Here is a 19366-nt window from a genome sequence, read left to right as displayed (position 1 = left end):
GCGGCCCCCGTGGGCCGGCTTTCTAGAATGATGCCCACCTTAAGCCAAGAGGGGCGATCATGCCGGAAACCTTCACCAAAGGCATGGCCAGGAACATCTATTTCGGGGGAAGCGTATTCTTCATCCTGATATTCCTGGCCCTGACCTTCCATACCGAAAAACAAATACCCCAGCTCACCAACCAGTCCGAGATGACCGAGGCCGTCGTGCGCGGCAAGGCGGTCTGGGAGCAGAACAACTGCGTCGGCTGCCACACGCTGCTCGGCGAAGGCGCGTACTTCGCGCCGGAACTCGGCAATGTGTTCGAGCGCCGCGGCGGCGAGGCGGAGTTCAATTCGTTCCTGCACGCCTGGATGGGCGCGCAGCCGCTGGGCATTCCCGGCCGCCGCGCCATGCCGCAGTTCAACCTCACCAAGCAGGAAGTGGACGACGTGGCCGAATTCCTCGAATGGACTTCGAAGATCAACAACTTCAACTGGCCTCCGAACCGCGAGGGCTGAGCCATGACCACTGTGAATCCGCATCTCAAATTCGCCTCCCAGGCCGTGGCGAAACCCTATTTCATATTCGCCCTGATCCTGTTCGTGGGACAGATCCTGTTCGGCCTGATCATGGGCGTCCAGTACCTGGTGGGCGACTTCCTGTTCCCGCTGATCCCGTTCAACGTCGCCCGGATGGTGCATACCAACCTGCTCATCGTCTGGCTGCTGTTCGGCTTCATGGGCGCGGCCTACTACCTGATTCCCGAAGAAGCAGACCGCGAGCTGCACAGCCCCAGGCTGGCGCTGGCACTGTTCTGGATCTTCGCCATAGCCGGCGTGCTGACCATTCTCGGCTACCTGCTGGTGCCCTACGCGGGCCTGGCCAAGATGACGGGCAACGACCTGCTTCCCACCATGGGACGTGAGTTCCTCGAGCAACCCACCATCACCAAGGCGGGCATCGTGGTAGTGGCGCTCGGCTTCCTGTACAACATCGGCATGACCCTGCTGAAGGGACGCAAGACCGCCATCAGCATGGTCATGATGACCGGCCTGATCGGCCTGGCGGTGCTGTTCCTGTTCTCGTTCTACAACCCCGAGAACCTGTCGCGCGACAAGTTCTACTGGTGGTGGGTGGTGCACCTGTGGGTCGAAGGCGTATGGGAACTCATCATGGGCTCCATGCTGGCCTTCGTGCTCATCAAGATCACCGGGGTCGACCGCGAGGTGATCGAGAAATGGCTCTATGTCATCATCGGCATGGCGCTGATCACCGGCATCCTGGGCACCGGCCACCACTACTTCTGGATCGGCGCGCCCGGCATCTGGCTATGGCTGGGTTCGGTGTTCTCGGCACTGGAGCCGCTGCCCTTCCTGGCCATGGTGCTGTTCGCCTGGAACATGGTGAACCGGCGCCGGCGCCAGCATCCGAACCGCGCCGCGTCGTACTGGGCCATCGGTACCACCGTCACGGCGTTCCTGGGGGCTGGCGTATGGGGTTTCATCCATACCCTGGCGCCGGTCAACTACTACACCCACGGCACCCAGCTCACGGCGGCGCACGGCCACCTGGCTTTCTACGGCGCCTACGCCATGATCGTCATGACCATGATCTCGTATGCCATGCCGCGCTTGCGCGGCCTGGGAGAGGCGCCCAGCCCCGCAGCGCAGCGGGTGGAGATCTGGGGATTCTGGCTGATGACCCTGTCGATGTTCGCGATCACCCTGCTGCTGACCGCGGCCGGAATCGTCCAGGTATGGCTGCAGCGCCTGCCTGGCGACGCGGCCGCGATGTCCTTCATGAACACCATGGAGCAGTTGTCCCTGTTCTTCTGGCTGCGGCTGGGGGCCGGCGTGTTCTTCCTGGTCGGCCTGGTCTGCTACCTGCTCAGCTTCCGCCAGCGGGGCGTGGCAGGCCAGTCTGCCCTGGGCGCCCAGGCCTGACGCCGGCCCACCCGCGCCCGGACGGCCCGCCGCATCGAGGCGGGCCGTCTCGCATTCGCCGACGTCGCCGCGAGGGCGTTTCCCAATGTGCTTGACGAGGCTGCCTTGGCTTTCGAACCAGAAGAATGGGTGGGCGGCATCTGGCATCGGTTCATTACCCGCCAGGCCAGCCATGATTTTCCCGATGCACGGGTCGCGCTTGACGACCTGCGGCATACCCTGGGACTGCTGTTTCGCGCCATGGGCGGCAGAGGGGGAATCGGCGTGGAGGCTGCCGCGACGCGCAATCTGCCGCTGCGTCGCAGCGTGCTGCAACGGGTGGCGGGGGCCGGTCACGGCATGTCGGTGGCCTGGTGCAATGCCGACAGTCTGCGGCTACCGCCGCAACTGGCGGCATATCCCGAGGCTGGCTTGAATGCGGAGTTGTACCGCTGGCTGGCACTGCTCGCTGCCCAGTCGGGCGGCATGCGCCATTGGGGGCGGGACAACCAACGCTGGACGGTGGCCTTGCTGCGGCAGTATCCAGCATTGCGACCGCGCTACCAGCGCTTGGTCGAGGCCCACCTGCACCAGCGTCCGGACCCTGCCAGGCTACGGCGCGACGAAGCCGCGCTGGAGCGGGCGTTGCGCCAGGCGCTGGCGATGCCCGGCAGCGTCCAGCATTTTCCGCACAGCGAGCGGGCGCCATGGCCGCTGCCCCTCTGGTTGTACCCTCCGGAGCACCTTGGCGCGCCGCAGAAGGCGCAATTCGCCGATGAGGAGGAGGCGGCGCAGTCCGGCGTTCCGGAAGGCACGGCCGCGCGCAAGCGGGCCGGCCGCGTCGAGGAGCGCACCGGCAAGGGGGGGCTGTTGCTGTTCCGCCTCGAAAGCCTGTTCAGCTGGTCCGAGCACGTCGACCTGGACCGTTGCGGTGACGATGCGGACAATCCGGATGCGGGCAGGGTGGCGCAAGACCTGGATGAACTCGCCTTGTCGCGCCAACGGATGCGCCGGGGGGGCGGGCTCAAGCTCGATCTGGACCTGCCGCCGGCCGAATCCGACGACCTGCCGCTGGGCGCGGCGGCCGCCCTGCCGGAATGGGACTACCGCCGCCAGTGCCTGCAGCCGAACTTCGTGCAGCTGTACATGATGCGGCCGCGACGCTGCGAGCCGCAGCCGCTGCCGTCGCGCCTGGCGCCGCTGGCGCGCCGCTTGCGGCGCCAGTTCGAGCACCTGCGCAGCGACCGCCATTGGCTGCGGCAGCAGCAGTCCGGCACCGAACTCGACATGCAGGCCTGGCTCGATTTCCTGGTCGAGCGCCAGCATGGACGCTGTGCCGAACGAGGCTGGTATATGGAGCGTCGCCAGGCTCGACGCGACCTGGCCTGCCTGCTGCTGGCGGATCTCTCCATGTCTACCGACGCACACCTGGATGACTCGCATCGGGTCATCGATGTCATTGCCGACAGCTTGCTGCTGTTCGGCGAAGCGCTGTCCGCCGTGGGCGACCAGTTCGCCCTGTATGGGTTCTCGTCCTTGCGCCGGGAGCAGGTACGCATGCTGGAGCTGAAGACGTTCCAGCAGCGTTACGACGATGGCACGCGCGGGCGCATCCAGGCGCTTCGGCCCGGTTATTACACGCGCATGGGGGCGGCGGTCCGCCAGGCCACGCGGCTGCTCGTCGCCAGCAAGCGCCGGCGCCGGCTGTTGCTGCTGGTGACGGACGGCAAGCCCAATGACCTGGACCGCTACGAAGGACGATACGGAGTGGAGGACACGCGCCAGGCGGTCGTCGAGGCGCGTCGCGAAGGGTTGCTGCCGTTCTGCATCACCATCGACCGGGAAGCCGGGGATTATCTGCCCTATATGTTCGGCGCGAACGGCTTCACCTTGATACGCCAGCCTGAGCAATTGCCGTTCCGGCTGCCGCAGCTCTATCGCCAGCTGACCCGTTCGTGACGCCGCCGCGCGCATGGCGCCGGCTGGCTATTCGATCGTGCGCGGCAGCCAGTAGACCATCAGCGCGCAGAACAGGGTGAGGCCCACGCAGAACCACTGGAAGCGCCGCAGGCGCCGGCGGCGGGCGCGCTCGGCCTGGGTCGGTAGCGGCATGCCGCAGTGATGGCATGCGGTTGCGCCGGCGGGCGCTTGCTGTTGGCAGTACAGGCAATGTGACATGGGTGCGAGGTGGCGGCCGGCTTATTCGAACTGTTCCAGCCGCTGGCTGTTGAGGACCGAGATGCGATTGCCCTGCTGGGCAATGATGCCTTCGTCGATCAGGTGGCGGATGATGCGAGAGAAGGTCTCGGGCTGGATGGAGAGGTGCCCCGCCACCAGCCGCTTGGCCATGGGCAGCTCGAAACTGGTGGCGCCCGGACGGCGCGCCAGCTGTGTCAGCAGATACCGAACCACGCGGTGCGTGGCATTCTTGAGCGATAGCGTTTCGATTTCGTTGATGCGCTGATGCAGGCGGATGCACAGCTTGGCCAGCAGCGCGAAGGTGAGTTTGCCGTTGTTGTGCAGCAGCTCCATATAGGTGTTGTTGGAGAACCGGTAGAGCTGCGACGGCGCGATAGCCTGGGCGGAAGCCACGTAGTCTGGCGTGTCCATGAGCATCATGGCTTCGGCGAACGTCTGGCGGCTGCCTATGACTTCGAAGACTTTTTCCTGGCCGTCCGGCGTCAGGCGGTAGATCTTCACCGTGCCGGAAATCACGAAATAGAACGCGTGGGCCGGCTCGCCCTGGTGGAACAGCTTGGCGCCCTTGTCGACGTTGATCAGCCGCGCGGTTTGCAGAAGGGTATCGAGCTGCGCTTCGCTGAGCGGCTCGAACAGATGATGGCTGCGGAGAATCTGGTGATGTACACGATGGAGCTGCATGGTGGAAGCCTGCGATTCAGACGCGGATGGGCGAAATCAGGCCCGCGCCGGGCTGGTTGCCGGCGTGGCTTCGATACCAGGCACCATCTGGAACGGCACGTTCACGGCGGCAAGTGCATCGAGCGCTTCGTTGCGGCGGGCGGGCGGGGTATTGCCGGCGGCCAGGCGCAGGACCCGCTTGCCTTGCCGGGCCAGCTCGGCCAGCTGGCCGGCCGGCGGCGGGGCGGCCTGCGGGTCGATGGCGATGCGGTCTGCGTCGCGGCGGCACAAGTCGACGATGGCCGGCGGCACCGCGCGGTCGTGCATGACCAGGTCGGCCTGCTGCATCAGGCGCAGCGCGCGGAAAGTGAGGAGGTCCGGGTCGCCCGGGCCGGCATCGACCCAATACACTTCGCCCGGCGCCGGCGGCGCGGCGTCGGCCAGCCGGGCTTCGATCAGCCTGCCAGCCTGTTCGGGACGGCCGGCGAAGACCGCTTCCGCCGCCGGCCCCTGGAAGGCTTCTTCCCAGAAAATGCGCCGTTGCTGCACGTTGGGCAGGCGCAGCTTGGCCTGGGCCCGGAAACGCCGGGCGAGCTGGGCGAGCTGCCCGTAACGGGCCGGCAGCCAGGTTTCGATCCTGGCGCGGACCAGGCGCGCCAGGACAGGCGCATGGCCGCCGCTGCCAATGGCCACGACCAGGGGAGAGCGGTCGACAATGGCGGGGAATACCACGCTGCACAGGGCGGGCGCGTCGACCACATTGACGGGTACGGCGTGCGCCTGGGCCTGGGCCGATACCACTGCGTTGAGCGCCGCGTCGTCGGTGGCGGCGACTGCCAGGACTGCCTGGCGCAGGTCGGATTCGGCGTAGGCGCGTTCGTGCAGTTCGGCGGCCAGCGTGCGCAGTTCCGGGTGCACGCGCGGCGCCACGGCACGAACGCGCGCGCCCGCGGCATGCAGCAGGCGCGCCTTGCGCAGCGCGACAAGTCCGCCACCGACGATCAGTACGGTACGGCCCTCGAGATGGTGGAACAGGGGGAGGAAATCCATGGTGGCGGCACTGCGTCGCTGTGCGGGTGCGCCGGGCCGGTGCAATCGACCGCGACAGACAATGCCGGGCAGTGTAAGTCCGGGTTGCCGGCTGCGCGCAAGACGCCACGCGGACGCCTTGCGGGAAATCATCCTTGGGGCTGGTGCCGCGGCTGGCGGTATTGCTTGATGGTCAGGGCTTGGTAGATATCCAGGTGCAAGCGGCAGGCATCGTCGATGCTGAACTCCCGTTCGGCCAGCGCGCGGCCCGCGGCGCCGAGCCGTTGTCGGAACGTGCTGTCGGTGGCCAACTGCTCGATCGCCGCCGCCAGCGCCTGGGCGTTGCGTGGCGGCACCAGCAGGCCGGTGCGGCCGGGTTTGATGGCGTCGCGGCAACCCGGCACGTCGGTGGTGACCACCGCGCGACCGCAGGCCGCCGCCTCGATGAGCGAGCGCGGCAGGCCTTCGCGATATGACGGCAGCACGGCGATATGCGAGGCCGCGTACAGCGCGGCCACGTCGTTGCGTTCACCCAGCGTTTCGATACAGCCCTCTTGCTGCCAGGCGTCTACGTCGGCCTGGGCGACCGAGGCCGGGTTGCCGGGATCGATGCCGCCGGCCAGCATCATCCGCACCGGCGCATGGCGGCTGCGCAGCAGGCGCGCGGCCTCGACGAATTCCAGTACGCCCTTGTGCCGCAGCAGGCGGGCGGCCATCAGGACGGTGACTGGCGGGCAGGCCGGCTCGGCCACCGCTGCGTAGACGGACAAGTCCACGCCCGAGCCGCGAGTCATCACGGCCTGTCCTTCGCGTAGCGCGCCGAGACCGTGCAGCAGGTCGCGGTCGTTGGCGTTCTGGAATACCACCCGGCTGTTGCGGTGCTTGAGCGCCGGCCGGTACAGGCCCGCCACGACCTGGCGCAGCAGCGCCGCCTTGATGCCGCGCTCGATGAAGGCGAACCCCAGGCCCGAGATGGCGAATACCGCGCCCGGAACCCCGGCCAGGCGGGCTGCGATGCCGCCGTACAGCACCGGCTTGATGGTCACCAGATGGACCACCGCCGGCCGCAAGCGGCGGAACAGGCGCCAGAGCGACCAGAGTGTGCGCAATTCTTGCAGGGGGCGCCGGCCGCTGCGGGTCATGGGCAGCACATGGTGCTCCAGGCCATGTGCCTTGATCTGCGCGACGCCGTCGCCGGCCATGGTGGCCACGCGCACGTCATAGCCGGCACCTCGTGCGGCCATTGCCAGCGGCAGGCGGTGCGACAGGAAGTAGGCCGGATTGTTGACGACGAATAGCAGGCGGGGAGCGCCAATGGGGGATTCCGGGCCAGGCAGTTCCGCATGGCGGTCCTTGCCATGCGGGGCCTGCGCGCCCGCGCCGGCCGGTGTGGCCTGGCGCCTGCGGAACAGGGACGAGAAGCGGGTGAAGATGGCCATGCGCGGTGCGGAAGTGCGGCTGACCTGCATGGCCTGCCGCGGATGGTGCGCAAGTGTAATAGTCGGCCAAAGCAAAACGCCCGCTTGCCATGCGGGCGTTTTGAGAAACATCATCCCATCAGAGAATGGGGCGGCGTGGTTGTTACTTGGCGGTCATGACTTCGGCGAATGCCGGCAGCGTGGTCAGGAACGTGCCGACCAGGTAGCTGGCGCTGTCGCCGCCGATCCCGCCGTAGGCGTTCACGTCCATTTCCAGCACGGCGTTCTTGTTGTCTTCCAGATAAGCGCGCGTCCAGCGGTTGCGGGTGTTCCAGTCGTTGATCCGGGCCAGCGGGATGGGACGGGCGGACGCGACGACGGCACGCAGCATCAGGTCGGAGCAACTGGATGAGGCTTCGTCGCAATCGTTGAAGTCCACCCGCACGCTGCTGGCGCCAGTGTCCGTCGGGTCGATCTTGATGAAGGGTATGCCGCTTTCCGATACCTCGGTTTCGTAGCTGACTCCGGTTTCGTCCAGGATGCCGCCGATGATGGCGGGATCCACGGCGCCCAGCATCTGGCCCGCGGCGCCGTCGGCCTCGCTGGCTTCGTCGGTTGCCAGCCCGCCCAGCAGGTTCTCGAACAACTCGTCGGCCGGGATGGCCTGGCCGTTCAGGTTGGCGGTGCCGTCCGCGTAGTGGAAGGTGCCGACGATGTTGTCGCCGTCATTCTTGCCGATGTTCAGCATTTCCGCCATGCCGGCCAGGGAGCCAACCTGGTCGCTGGCTTCGGTGGCCGCTTCCTGGGCTTCCAGGCCTTGTCCCTGCATGTACTGCGCGATGAGGTCCTGCAGCATGGGCTTGGACAGCGTGACTTTGAGGTCGATAGCCTTGATCGCTTCCCGCACCGCATCGGGCAGCTCGGCGGCCGCGGCGTCGCCTTCGGCTGGCTTGGCCAGGTCGACTGCCAGCGTCACGCGGCTTTCGCCCTTGCCGGTTTGCCACACGAACGGATCCAGGCGCAACGACGGATTGCCGGCCAGCAGTTGCTTGACCTGTTGCAGCGCTTGCTGGCGCTGTTCGTCGGTCAACGGTACATCTTCGCCATCTTCGCTCATGTTGGCGACCAGCTCGCGGTACAGCTTGGAGAGTTCGGCGGCGGCCTTGCCGTCGAGCCGCTCCATCTTCAGGGTCGCCTGGCCCTTGCCGAAATCGTTGCCATTGACGTTGATCTGGCCGATCTGGTAGCCCGCCTCGAGATTGATGTTGGCCCCGTTCTCGGTCAGCGCGGCCGTGTAGGCCAGCCCTTGCAAGGCAATCTTGGCGCCGGTATCGATGTCTTCGAAGCCAAAGCGGTCGATCTTGGCGTTGGAGCTGCCGATGCCGAATCCGAACTGGCCCATGCGGGTGTCGAAGTCGAAGTTCAAGCCCGACATGTCCAGCTTGATCGGCGCCTCGGCCTTGCTGGCGTCGAGGGTCACCTGGCCGATCGTAATATGGCCGATGGAGTTCTTGGAGGCGCGCACGAAGCGGCCTTCGGCGTGCGCGCCGCTGAATTTCAGGCTGCCGTCTTCGCGGCTGACTTCGATGGGCGCAATGCCGGCGGTGCCGACGCTGTCGCCGTTGTATGACACCACGGTATCGCTCCAGAGCGGCGTGGTGCCCTTGGTAAGCTCGAACAACGGTTTCAGGTTTTCGGTCGCGGCCAGCTCGGCGTGTACGAACGCCAGCTTGGGCAGCAGGTGCCCGCCGGCAATGGCGCGCTTGGGGAAGGGGCCGTGCTCGATATCGGAGACGACTTCGACCGCGCCCTCGGGCAGGTCCTCGGGGCCGCCGGGCGCCTTGGCCAGCGCGATGCTGTAGCGCGCCCGGCTGGTGAAAAAGCCGCGCTCGTGGTCCAGCTGCTGGATGGTCAGGGTGAAGCCCATGCCAGCCAGGGCATCGGCCAGTTCCTTGTTGACGGTCGCCAGCTGGGCCGGCGCCTCGCTTTCGATACGCTTGCCGGTGTACCAGGTGGCGCCCAGCCAGCCTGCCGCCAGAACGATGACCACGCCCGCGGTGATCCCTACAGCCTTCTTCATTGTTATTCGTCCAACTCGATTTATGGATAATGATCCGGACCGCCACCGGGCGATGTCCGGAGGGCACCGATTGCCCGCGGCGAGTATAACGAGGCGCCCGTGCGGCGCCTCTCATAGACGTTACGTTGCGTATCAGGGTGCGACGAAATGCCAGTCCATCAGAGCGGATCCAGGGGATAGATCGGGCGGCGCACGCGCTTGAATTCGACTTGGCTGTAGTCCGAGGTGGTAACGCCGACACCCGTGCAGGGAATGATCGCGGTGGCCATGTCGGCGAAGCCGGCGCGCCAGTGCACGCGGCTCTTGAGCGCCACGTAGCGCTTTTGCAGCGGGTCGATGCCGGCCGATAGCAGGCAATTGAGGTCGAAGGGTTCCTGGTGGCGCGAGACGATGACGATCTGCACCTTGCCCGTGTCGAACACCACGGTCAGCCCGGTGTCGTTGCGCACTCCGCGGTACATGGGCCCGCGGTTCAGGTATACGCCGTCGAACACCAGCTTGACCCGGCCGGCGACGGACAGCGGTTCGCTGTTCTGTTTGAGCGCCGGCATGGGCACCTTGCCGCCCAGCGACAGGGTGAGTTCGGCGCCCACGCCCGCCGTGGCGGCCTGCTGCGCCGCCTGCGGATCGCACAAGGCATAGAAGGCGACGTTCTCCAGGCCCTGGCGCAGGATCTCGGCCAGCACGGCGGTGGTGTCCATGGTGCCGCCGGAGCCGGTGTTGTCGAAGTGGTCGAGCAGGATGACGGGGCCCTGCTCGATGGCCTTGGCGCGCGCGATGGCCGGCGCCAGGGGTTCGCAATGGAACACCCATTGTTCGCGGCCGTTCCAGGCGGTCTCCAGCAGCTCGTCGCGCCAGCGCTGCGCGGCAAGCAGGTCGCCGTCGGTGCAGATCACCGCGCTCAGGCCCGCTTCGCGGATATCGGCGTGCGGGAACCCGACAAACACCGACGCGGCCAGCACCCCCTGGGATTCCAGCGCGCGGCAGCGGTCCTGCAGCGATTTGTTGGGGTCGGCGTGGGTGCCCTGGCACATGATGTGCGGCAGCATGGGTTTGTTGGCCCAGGCCATGACCGGCCGGATCTCGCCCTTGAGGGTGCGGGCGATGACATCGGCGGCGCGTACGCCGGCCGCGCGGATGTCGACATGGGGGTAGGTGTGGAAGCCGGACACCACCGTGGCGTGGCGCACGATGTCGTCGTAGATATTGGCGTGCATGTCGAGCGTCACGCCCACCGGGGTGGCGGGGTCGATCTCGCGCAGGCGGCGCAGCAGGTAGCCTTCGGCGTCTTCCACGCCCTCGGCGACCATCGCGCCGTGCAGGTCGAGCAGGATGGCGTCGTAGCCGCCGCGCCGCACTTCGTCGAGCACCAGCCCGCACAGGCGCTCATAGGTACCCGCGTCGGTGGGCGCGCTGGGCCAGGATTCGGCCGCCACCGGCACGACGATTTCCGCGCCTTCGCGGCGCGCGACTTCGATATAGCCGCCCAGGCCGCTGTCAGTGTGCTCGTAGGCGCGGATGGCCCGCTCGCCGGCGAGTATCTCGGGACTGCCGCGAAAGAAGCGCTCGAGCGGCGTCGGCACCGGGGAAAAGGTGTTGGTTTCGTGCTTGATCATTGCCAGCAGCCAGCGCATGGTGTCGTGCTCCAGGTGGGTTTACGGTGTAGCCAGGCAGCGGGGAACGGCGCGGGGCGGTCGACGCCATCACTTTACGCCGCCAGCGGCCGGAAGTTGCGGAAGTCCCAGCCGCGCCCTGGCGCAGCGTCGATCAGGGCGCGGGTGTAGTCGTGCGACGGACGGGTCAGCACGAGTTCGGCGGCGCCCGTTTCGACGACGCGACCGTGCTGCATGACCATGATGGTGTCGCAGATCTGCGCGGCCACGCGCAGGTCGTGCGTGATGAACAGCACGCCCACGCCGGTGCGGCCGCGGATCTGCTCGAGCAGTTCCAGTACCTGGGCCTGGACGGAGACGTCGAGCGCCGAGACGGCTTCGTCGGCCACCAGGACTTCCGGTTCCATGACCAGCGCGCGGGCAATGCAGATGCGCTGCCGCTGGCCACCCGAAAACTGGTGCGGATAGCGTTCCATGGCATTGCCGTCCAGCCCGACCACCTTGAGAGTGGCCGCGGCGCGCTCGAGTGCCTGCTGGCGCGGTTCGCCGAAATTCAACAGCCCTTCGATGATGGATTCGCCCACTTTGCGGCGCGGGTTGAGCGAGCGGTAAGGGTCCTGGAACACGATCTGGATGCGCCGGCGCACGGGGCGCAGCGCCGCGCCGGCGAGCGCCGAGATGTCGTCGCCGCCGATGCGCATGCTGCCGGCCGTGGGTTCGATCAGGCGCAGGATGCAGCGCGCCACAGTGGATTTGCCGGAGCCGGATTCGCCGACGATGCCGAGTATCTCGCCTTTGCGCAGCGTCAGGTTGACGTCGTCGGCGGCCAGCACGGCGCGCTTGCCGCCGCTCCAGAAGGGTCGCTTGTCGGTGTAGACGCGGCCCAGCCCCTGCACGCTCAGCACCGTGTCGCCACCCGGCGCGTCGCGGCGCAGCGGCACCAGGCTCGGTACCGACGCGACCAGGCGGCGGGTGTAGCGCTGTTGCGGCCGCGCCAGGATCTCGTCGCGCGTGCCGGTTTCGACCAGGTCGCCCTGGTTCATGACCACGATGCGGTCGGCGATCTCGGCCACCACGCCGAAGTCGTGCGTGATGAACAGCACGGCGGTGCGGTGCTTGACCTGCAGTTCCTTGATGAGGGCGAGGATCTGCTTCTGGGTGGTGACGTCCAGCGCCGTGGTGGGCTCGTCGGCGATCAGCAGGCGCGGCTCGAGAATGAGCGCCATGGCGATGACGATACGCTGTCGCTGGCCGCCGGACAGCTGGTGCGGATAGGATTCATAGATGCGCTGCGGGTCGGGCAGGTGCACCGAGCGGAACATGTCGAGCACCTTGGCGCGCCGCTGGGCGCGCGTCATGCGGCGGTGCAGGCGCAGCACTTCGTCGACCTGGCGACCCACCGTATGCACCGGGTTCAGCGCGGTCATGGGCTCCTGGAACACCATGGCCATGCGCGTGGCGCGCAGTTCGCGCAGGCGCCGCGGCGTGGCGCTGAGAACGTCCTCGCCCTCGACCCGGATGGCGCCGCTGGGCTCGAGCACGCCGGGGGGCAGCAGGCCCATGACCGCCAGCGAGCTGACCGATTTGCCGGAGCCGGATTCGCCCACCACGCAGACGGTTTCGCCGGCATGTACGTCCAGGCTGAGATTGCGCACCACGCGGTTGCCGGCGCCCGCCACCGCGACGGACAGGTTGCGGATGGCCAGTACCGCGGAAGTGGTGTCGCCGGCGGGCGGATTGGGGGAATAGGACATGGTTCAGATCCTGCGCGCCATCTTGGGGTCGAGCGCGTCGCGCAGCGCATCGCCCAGGATGTTCACGCTGAGCACGGTCAGCGACAAGAACAGGCCGGGGAACAGGATTAGGCCGGGCAGCATGCGGAAGTACATGCGGCCCTCGGACATGATGTTGCCCCACGAGGCGATTTCGGGCGGGATGCCGGCGCCCAGGAAGCTGAGGATGGCTTCGGTGAGCATGGCGGAGGCAAACACGTACGTGCCCTGCACCGTCAGCGGCGCCACCGTGCTGGGAACCAGGTGCCGCCACAGCAGCAAGTGCAGCGGCGTGCCCAGCGCCAGGGCGGCCTCGACGTAGGGCTCGCCGCGCACGCTGAGTATCTGGCCGCGCACCAGGCGCACCACCCGCGGGATCTCGGGAATGGTGATGGCCACCAGGACGGTGGTCAGGCTGGCCCCGGTGACCGACACCAGGGCGATGGCCAGGAGAATGCCGGGAATGGCCATGACCGCGTCCATGACGCGCATGATGAAGCCGTCCAGCGAGCGGAACCAGCCCGCCACCAGGCCGATCGCCAGGCCGGCGGCGACGCTGATGACGGCGGCGCCCAGGCCGGCGACCAGCGAGACGCGCGCCCCGTAGACCACGCGCGACCAGATGTCGCGGCCGAACGCGTCGGTGCCGAGCAGGTAGCCGCCGAATGGCGGCTTGAGCCGGTTGCCAGGGTCGATGGCGGTGGGACTGACCGTGCCCAGCCACGGCGCCAGCAGCGCCGCCAGGACGACCAGCGACAGCGCCGCCAGCGCCAGCAGCACCGGCCAGGTCTTCAGGGTATGGCGCACGCGCCGCCAGGCGGAGGCGCGCGGATCGGCGCCAGGCAGGCCGGCGGCGTGGGGCAGGGCGTCGGATTGCGTGGCCATGGTCAATACCTGATGCGCGGGTCGAACAGCGTATAGGCGCAATCGACGACCAGATTGATGAAGACGTAGACGAAGGCGAAGAACAGCGTCAGGCCCTGGATGACGGGGTAGTCGCGCGCCAGCACGGCCTCGACCACCAGCCGCCCCAGCCCTGGGATGTTGAACACCGATTCAGTGACCACCACGCCGCTGATCAGCAGCGCGATGCCGACGCCCACCACGGTGGCGATCGGGACGGCGGCGTTGCGCAGCGCGTGCCCCAGCAGCACGCCGGTTTCGCCGAGCCCCTTGGCGCGCGCGGTGCGGATGAAGTCCTCGCCCATGACTTCGATGACGCTGGTGCGGGTGATGCGGGCGATCAGCGCCACGTAGATGGTGGACAGCGCCAGGGCCGGCAGGATCAGGCGGTGCAGGAACGGCCAGAAACCGCCCGACAGCGGCGCGTAGCCCTGCACCTTGAACCAGTCCAGCTCGATGGCGAAGGCCCAGATCAGCACGTAGGCGGTGACGAAGACCGGCACCGAGAAACCCAGCACCGAGAAGCCCATGACCAGGCGGTCCAGCAGGCGGCCCTGGCGCCAGGCGGCCAGGATGCCGAGCGGAATGGCGACGACCAGGGTGAGTAGCAGCGTCAGCGCCGCCAGGCTGAGCGAGGGCTCGAGGCGCTGGCTGATCAGCTGGCGCACCGGCACCCCGGACATGAGCGAGGTGCCGATGTCGCCTTGCAGCAGCCGGCCGGCCCACAGGAAGAACTGCTTGACCAGTGGCTGGTCCAGGCCCATGACCTGGCGGATCTGGGCGATGCGTTCCGGCGTGGCGCCGTCGCCGGCCATGATGACGGCGGGATCGCCAGGACTGAGCCGCAGGATCGCGAAGACGACCACGGCCACCAGCACCAGCACGGGGATGGTGGCCAGCAGCCGCCGCAGGATGAATGCCAGCATCTAGGCCTCCCGCCAGGATCAGGGCGCTTTCTTGACGTTCCAGAACGCCATGATGGGCGCGTGCACCAGGCCGCTGAGCTTGACCGAATAGGCAGTAGGCACCGACATCTGGCCGAGCGGCACGTACAGGCCCTCTTCGATGCCGATGCGCTGCACTTCGTCGGCGATCTTCTTCTGCTCGGCCGGGTCGGAGGTCAGGGCGAACTTGGTGCGCAGCGCTTCGACCTGCGGGAAGTCGGGCCAGCCGAACCAGGCCTTGTCGCCGTTGGCCGAGGCGGGCGCGGAGCGGACCGGGTCCATGATGTCGGTGGCGTACCAGTTGGTGTTGTGGATGTTCCAGCCGCCGGCATCGGGGGCGGCCTTGGAGGCGCGGCGCGCCACCACGCTCTGCCAGTCCATGGCGGCCAGGTTGACGTTGAAGCCGGCCTTGCGCAGCGCCTGCGCCATGACGACCGGCTGCGGGCTGAGCGTGCCGACATCGGTGGCATGCATGACCAGGATGGGCGTGTTGTCGTAGCCGGCTTCTTTCAGCAGCGCGCGGGCCTTATCGATGTTGGACGGCACCACGACATCCTTGCCGATATCGCTCTGGAAGGGCGTGCCGCAACCCCACAGCGAGGCGCAGGTCTGGTAGTACTTGGGATTGCCCACCAGCGCCTTCATGACGTCTTCCTGGCCGATGGCGTACATGGCGGCCTGGCGGATCTTCTTGTTGTCGAAGGGCGGGTACTTGAAGTTGAAGCGGTACATCGTGAAGTAGCCGACCGGGCTGAGCGACTCGACCTTGAAGTCGGCGTTGCCGTCCAGCATGGGCAGCAGGTCGTACGGGAACTGCTCGACGTAGTCGATCTCGCCGCCCATCAGCGCGTTGGCGGTGGTGAGGGCGTCGGGCATGACGTTCCAGACGACCTTGTCGACGTTGACCACCTTGCCGCCGGCCAGGCCGCTGGCGGGCTCCTGGCGCGGCACGTATTCGGTGTTCTTGACATACACCGTGGTGACGCCGGGCTTGAATTCGGCCACCTTGAACGGACCCGAGCCGGTCATGTCGGTGATGGGCGTGCCGATGGGGATCTCGGCGATGCGCTTGGGCATCATGAAGGCCGCCGTGCCGGTCGGCTTGGACAGGGCGCGCAGCGCCAGGTCGGTGGGCTCGGTCATGACGATGCGGAAGGTCCGGTCGTCGACCACGTCGATGCTGGACGTGAACTTCAGCAGCGTGCGGCCCATGCCGTCGCCCGCCGCCCAGCGCTTGATGGAGGCGACGCAGTCCTCGGACTTGACCGGTTGGCCGTCATGCCACTTGAGGCCGGCGCGCAGGGTCATGGTGTAGGTCTTGCCGTCGGGGGAGACTTCCCATTTTTCGAGCATTTGCGGCTGCACCTTGTTGTCGGCGTCGGTGGCCAGCAGCGTGTCGTAGATCATGTAGCCATGCCACGTGGTGATGTAGGCCGTGGTGGCATGCGGGTCGGTGAGCCGCAGCGGCGAGTGCATGACCGCCCGGATGACGGATTCTGCGTGCGCGCCGCTCCCCGCGAGGAGCGTTGCGCCGGCCAGGATGGCCGTACGGACAAACTTCAGCATGGAGATTCCCCTTAGAGTCGATTGCGGCGGCGGGTAGCCGCCGCGATATCCGCGTGCCGCTGGCGTGGCGCGCCGGGTCAGGCGCTTGCGGCGCTGGCCGAGAAGGCCGGGCCGCAAGGTGCCATTCTGATGCCGTGGCGCAGCCGTGTCCATGGCTGGCGGCTGGCGTCCATCAGCATCGAGCCCGGCGCCGCGCAGACCAGGATGGACTGCGCGATGTCGGTGAAGTCGGCGCGGAAGTGCGCCGAGCTCTTGACCACCAGGATGGCTTGGCGCGTGGGCTCGATGCCGGCGAAGCGGAACATTTCCTGGTCGGCCATCTGGACCTTGTTGGAGGCCACGACGATGCGCACGCCGTCCAGCCGCAGGCAGGCGCTGGGGCCGAGATCCATGTGGAAGCCGCGGTAGAACGCCCCGTGGGTGTCGAAGCGCCCGTCGGAGAGCGTTTCCACCAGGTATTCGGCCTCGAGGGGCTCGTCATCGGGAATACCCGAATGCCCGCCCAGCGCGATCTTGATGGTGTTGCCTGCACCAGCCTGGTGCGCGGCCAGCGCGGCGCGCGGATCGACGATCAGGCCGATGGCCGCGTTGGCCGCCCGGTGGCGCAGCAGCGCGCGCAGGATACCGGTGGTGTCGGAACTGCCGCCGGCGCCGGGGTTGTCCTGCACGTCGGCGATGATGACCGGCTTGGCGGCGTCCCGCGCCATGGCCATGGCCGTCTGCACGGCCTCGTCCGGGGCGTGGATCTTGCCGCCGAAATCGGCTTCGGCATTGAGCACCGCGCGCGCCATGGCGTCGGCCGCGGCGTCGGCGTCGTCCTGGGTGTCGCCGTAGGCCCATACCGCGGGCGCGCATTCGGGGAAGTCGGCCGCCGGGAAGCCGGTGGCGAACGACAGGCTGATGGTGGGGTCGCGCGATTCGAGGTCCTCGAGCAGCTTGTAGAGGCTGCGCGACGGCTCGATGTCGGTGGATTGCCAGCACAGCGAGATCAGGTAGGGAATGCTGCGCAGCGCCACGTAGGGGCGCGGCATGCCGTGCAGGCGGCGGTCCAGCAACTGCGCCGCGCGCCGGCCGGTTTCGGCCATGTCGATGTGCGGATAGGTGCGATAGCAGACCAGGCTGTCGGCATGCGCCACCATGGCGCGGGTGACGTTGGCGTGCAGGTCGAGGCTGGCCACGATGGGCACGGCGGGGCCGACCAGGCCGCGCACCCGGCGCAGCAGTTCGCCTTCGCCGTCGTCGAGGTGTTCGGCCACCATGGCGCCGTGCAGGTCCAGGTAGACCGCATCGAGCGGCAGCGCCTCGCGCAGGCCGTCGAGGATCATGCCGGCGATGCGCTCGTAGGCATCGCGCGTGACGTGGCCCGAGGGGCTGGCCGCGGCCCAGGTGGCAGGCAGGAGGGTGTGTTCGCGCATGGCGTCGATGAAGCCCGCCACCGGGATATTGGCGCCGGCGACCGCCTCGAACATGGGCGGCCCGGATACGAGCCTGGGCCAGCCGCCGCCCTTGTCGGCGAATTCTTCCCAGGTGGCGCGCGACGGCGCGAACGTGTTGGTTTCGTGCTGGAACCCGCCTATTCCGATGCGCATCGGAGTGATCCTCCCAAGGGCCGTGCGTTCGCTTGAAGAAACCGGATAGGAGGATTCTGCTGAAGAAATGCGCGTTGGGCAATACGGCGATGCCCGTGGATGAGGCGGCTGTGAAAAGGAGGGGCGTGGAAGGACTGTCGGAGAGGGTGTCAGGCACCGCTGTGCGGAGCCTGACACCCGGGAAGCCCAACGGTGTTTTACTTGGCCACCGGCATGGTGAACTCGGCGCCCTTGGCGATGCTGTCGGGCCAGCGCTGCATGACACTCTTGTAGCGCGTGTAGAAGCGCACGCCTTCCTCGCCGTAGGCATGGTGGTCGCCGAACAGCGAGCGCTTCCAGCCGCCGAAGGAATGCCAGGCCATGGGCACCGGGATGGGCACGTTGATGCCCACCATGCCGACCTTGATCTGGCGCGCGAAGGCGCGCGCCACGCCGCCGTCGGACGTGAAGCAGGCCACGCCGTTGCCGAATTCGTGGGCGTTGATGAGCTCGACCGCCGCGGCGAAGTCGGGCACGCGCACCACGCACAGCACCGGGCCGAAGATTTCCTCGCGGTAGATGTTCATTTGCGGCGTGACCTGGTCGAACAGCGTGCCGCCCAGGAAGAAGCCCTGGCCGGCCACCTTCTGGTCGCGGCCGTCGACCACGACGCGGGCGCCCGCCGCGATGCCGTCCTCGATGTAGCCGATCACCTTGGCGCGGTGCTGGGCCGTGACCAGCGGGCCCATCTCCGCGTCCGCTTCCATGCCGTTCTTGATGACCAGCGCCCGCACGCGGGGCTCCAGGCGTTCGATCAGCTTGTCGGCCACGTCGCCCACCGCCACGGCTACCGAGATCGCCATGCAGCGCTCGCCGGCCGATCCGTAGGCCGCGCCGATCAGGGCGTCGGTGGCTTGCTCCAGGTTGGCGTCGGGCATGACCACCATGTGGTTCTTGGCGCCGCCCAGGGCCTGCACGCGCTTGCCGCGGCGCGTGCCTTCGGCATAGATGTATTCGGCGATGGGCGTGGAGCCCACGAACGACAGGGCTTCGACGTCGGGATGGGCGATCAGCGCGTCCACGGCCTGCTTGTCGCCATGCACTACGTTGAAGACGCCATCGGGCAAGCCGGCTTCCTTGAGCAGCTCGGCCAGGCGCAGCGAAACCGACGGGTCCCGCTCGGACGGCTTGAGCACGAAGGTATTGCCGCAGGCCAGCGCCACCGGGAACATCCAGCACGGCACCATCATGGGGAAGTTGAACGGCGTGATGCCGGCCACGACGCCCAGGGGCTGGCGCATGCTCCAGTTGTCGATGCCGCCGCCGATCTGGTCGGTGTACTGCCCTTTCAGCAGTTGCGGCGCGCCGCAGGCGAACTCCACCACCTCGATGCCGCGCGCGACTTCGCCCTTGGCGTCGGAGAACACCTTGCCGTGCTCGCGCGTGATGAGCTCGGCCAGCTCGTCCTGGTGGCGGTCGAGCAGGGCCTTGAAATTGAACAGGATGCGCGCGCGCTTGAGCGCGGGCGTTTCGGACCACGCGGGAAAGGCCGCGCGGGCGGCGGCGACCGCGGCGTCGACCTCGTCCGGCGACGCCAGCGGGATCGACGTGGCGACCTCGCCGGTGGCCGGGTTGAAGCCCTCGGCGTAGCGGCCGCTGCGGCCTTCTTGCGGACGGCCGTCGATGTAGTGGGTAAGCGTTTTCATGGAA

The 19366-nt window shown here is 67.6% G+C and carries 15 protein-coding genes; 3 read left to right on the top strand and 12 right to left on the bottom strand.

What is annotated here, in order from left to right; translation table 11 throughout:
* The first annotated feature begins 59 nt into the window (after positions 1-59).
* The 3 genes from ACKTT0_RS04160 (at position 60) to ACKTT0_RS04150 (ending at position 3863) form a co-directional block, all read left to right on the top strand.
* Positions 60-500: a c-type cytochrome gene (locus ACKTT0_RS04160; protein WP_407848366.1), complete on the top strand. Its 441-nt coding sequence runs from the start codon at positions 60-62 to the stop codon at positions 498-500.
* 3 nt (positions 501-503) lie between these two features.
* Positions 504-1925: a cbb3-type cytochrome c oxidase subunit I gene (locus tag ACKTT0_RS04155; RefSeq protein WP_407848365.1), complete on the top strand. Its 1422-nt coding sequence runs from the start codon at positions 504-506 to the stop codon at positions 1923-1925.
* A 105-nt stretch (positions 1926-2030) separates the two neighbouring features.
* Positions 2031-3863, top strand: a complete 1833-nt coding sequence (locus ACKTT0_RS04150) for a VWA domain-containing protein (RefSeq protein ID WP_407848363.1) — start codon at positions 2031-2033, stop codon at positions 3861-3863.
* Between the two features lie 27 nt (positions 3864-3890).
* Here the strand turns inward: ACKTT0_RS04150 and ACKTT0_RS04145 are convergent, their stop codons facing one another.
* The 12 genes from ACKTT0_RS04145 to ACKTT0_RS04090 all read right to left on the bottom strand — a co-directional run bounded on the left by ACKTT0_RS04145 (position 3891) and on the right by ACKTT0_RS04090 (position 19362).
* Positions 3891-4016, bottom strand: a complete 126-nt coding sequence (locus ACKTT0_RS04145) for a hypothetical protein (RefSeq protein ID WP_407848362.1) — start codon at positions 4014-4016, stop codon at positions 3891-3893.
* An 87-nt stretch (positions 4017-4103) separates the two neighbouring features.
* Positions 4104-4784, bottom strand: coding sequence for a Crp/Fnr family transcriptional regulator (locus ACKTT0_RS04140; protein ID WP_407848360.1), 681 nt, complete (start codon positions 4782-4784; stop codon positions 4104-4106).
* 36 nt (positions 4785-4820) lie between these two features.
* The gene (locus ACKTT0_RS04135) at positions 4821-5813 is read right to left on the bottom strand and encodes an NAD(P)-dependent oxidoreductase (protein WP_407848358.1); all 993 of its coding nucleotides are present in this window, start codon (positions 5811-5813) and stop codon (positions 4821-4823) included.
* 128 nt (positions 5814-5941) lie between these two features.
* A complete protein-coding gene (locus tag ACKTT0_RS04130; protein ID WP_407848356.1) occupies positions 5942-7231 on the bottom strand; it encodes a glycosyltransferase family 4 protein in 1290 nt (429 codons plus the stop codon).
* Positions 7232-7373: 142 nt separating this feature from the next.
* The gene (locus tag ACKTT0_RS04125) at positions 7374-9290 is read right to left on the bottom strand and encodes a DUF945 family protein (protein ID WP_407848354.1); all 1917 of its coding nucleotides are present in this window, start codon (positions 9288-9290) and stop codon (positions 7374-7376) included.
* Between the two features lie 158 nt (positions 9291-9448).
* The gene (locus ACKTT0_RS04120; protein WP_407848352.1) at positions 9449-10924 is read right to left on the bottom strand and encodes a M81 family metallopeptidase; all 1476 of its coding nucleotides are present in this window, start codon (positions 10922-10924) and stop codon (positions 9449-9451) included.
* A gap of 74 nt (positions 10925-10998) precedes the next feature.
* The gene (locus ACKTT0_RS04115; protein WP_407848350.1) at positions 10999-12657 is read right to left on the bottom strand and encodes an ABC transporter ATP-binding protein; all 1659 of its coding nucleotides are present in this window, start codon (positions 12655-12657) and stop codon (positions 10999-11001) included.
* A gap of 3 nt (positions 12658-12660) precedes the next feature.
* Positions 12661-13560 carry an ABC transporter permease gene (locus ACKTT0_RS04110; protein WP_407848348.1) on the bottom strand — a complete coding sequence of 300 codons (900 nt, stop codon included), beginning with the start codon at positions 13558-13560 and terminating at the stop codon, positions 12661-12663.
* A gap of 2 nt (positions 13561-13562) precedes the next feature.
* A complete protein-coding gene (locus tag ACKTT0_RS04105; protein ID WP_407848347.1) occupies positions 13563-14504 on the bottom strand; it encodes an ABC transporter permease in 942 nt (313 codons plus the stop codon).
* 18 nt (positions 14505-14522) lie between these two features.
* Complete coding sequence (locus tag ACKTT0_RS04100) at positions 14523-16088, bottom strand: ABC transporter substrate-binding protein (RefSeq protein WP_407848345.1); 1566 nt, start codon at positions 16086-16088, stop codon at positions 14523-14525.
* A 77-nt stretch (positions 16089-16165) separates the two neighbouring features.
* Positions 16166-17677 (bottom strand): M81 family metallopeptidase, encoded by a 1512-nt coding sequence (locus tag ACKTT0_RS04095; protein ID WP_407848343.1) that lies wholly within the window; start codon positions 17675-17677, stop codon positions 16166-16168.
* Positions 17678-17874: 197 nt separating this feature from the next.
* Entirely contained in the window at positions 17875-19362 is a 1488-nt protein-coding gene (locus ACKTT0_RS04090; protein ID WP_407848341.1) for a CoA-acylating methylmalonate-semialdehyde dehydrogenase, read from the bottom strand.
* Between the last annotated feature and the right edge of the window lie 4 nt (positions 19363-19366).

The sequence above is a fragment of the Bordetella saccharivorans genome (assembly GCF_045862855.1).
Taxonomy (GTDB): domain Bacteria; phylum Pseudomonadota; class Gammaproteobacteria; order Burkholderiales; family Burkholderiaceae_B; genus Bordetella_A; species Bordetella_A petrii_F.
This window is presented reverse-complemented; position numbering and strand designations above follow the sequence as displayed.

Coding starts and splice junctions, on each gene's coding strand:
- ACKTT0_RS04160 (WP_407848366.1), top strand. CDS start 60: ATGCCGGAAACCTTCACCAAAGGCATGGCCAGGAACATCTATTTCGGG.
- ACKTT0_RS04155 (WP_407848365.1), top strand. CDS start 504: ATGACCACTGTGAATCCGCATCTCAAATTCGCCTCCCAGGCCGTGGCG.
- ACKTT0_RS04145 (WP_407848362.1), bottom strand. CDS start 4,016: ATGCCGCTACCGACCCAGGCCGAGCGCGCCCGCCGCCGGCGCCTGCGG.
- ACKTT0_RS04140 (WP_407848360.1), bottom strand. CDS start 4,784: ATGCAGCTCCATCGTGTACATCACCAGATTCTCCGCAGCCATCATCTG.
- ACKTT0_RS04135 (WP_407848358.1), bottom strand. CDS start 5,813: ATGGATTTCCTCCCCCTGTTCCACCATCTCGAGGGCCGTACCGTACTG.
- ACKTT0_RS04130 (WP_407848356.1), bottom strand. CDS start 7,231: ATGGCCATCTTCACCCGCTTCTCGTCCCTGTTCCGCAGGCGCCAGGCC.
- ACKTT0_RS04125 (WP_407848354.1), bottom strand. CDS start 9,290: ATGAAGAAGGCTGTAGGGATCACCGCGGGCGTGGTCATCGTTCTGGCG.
- ACKTT0_RS04120 (WP_407848352.1), bottom strand. CDS start 10,924: ATGCGCTGGCTGCTGGCAATGATCAAGCACGAAACCAACACCTTTTCC.
- ACKTT0_RS04115 (WP_407848350.1), bottom strand. CDS start 12,657: ATGTCCTATTCCCCCAATCCGCCCGCCGGCGACACCACTTCCGCGGTA.
- ACKTT0_RS04110 (WP_407848348.1), bottom strand. CDS start 13,560: ATGGCCACGCAATCCGACGCCCTGCCCCACGCCGCCGGCCTGCCTGGC.
- ACKTT0_RS04105 (WP_407848347.1), bottom strand. CDS start 14,504: ATGCTGGCATTCATCCTGCGGCGGCTGCTGGCCACCATCCCCGTGCTG.
- ACKTT0_RS04100 (WP_407848345.1), bottom strand. CDS start 16,088: ATGCTGAAGTTTGTCCGTACGGCCATCCTGGCCGGCGCAACGCTCCTC.
- ACKTT0_RS04095 (WP_407848343.1), bottom strand. CDS start 17,677: ATGCGCATCGGAATAGGCGGGTTCCAGCACGAAACCAACACGTTCGCG.
- ACKTT0_RS04090 (WP_407848341.1), bottom strand. CDS start 19,362: ATGAAAACGCTTACCCACTACATCGACGGCCGTCCGCAAGAAGGCCGC.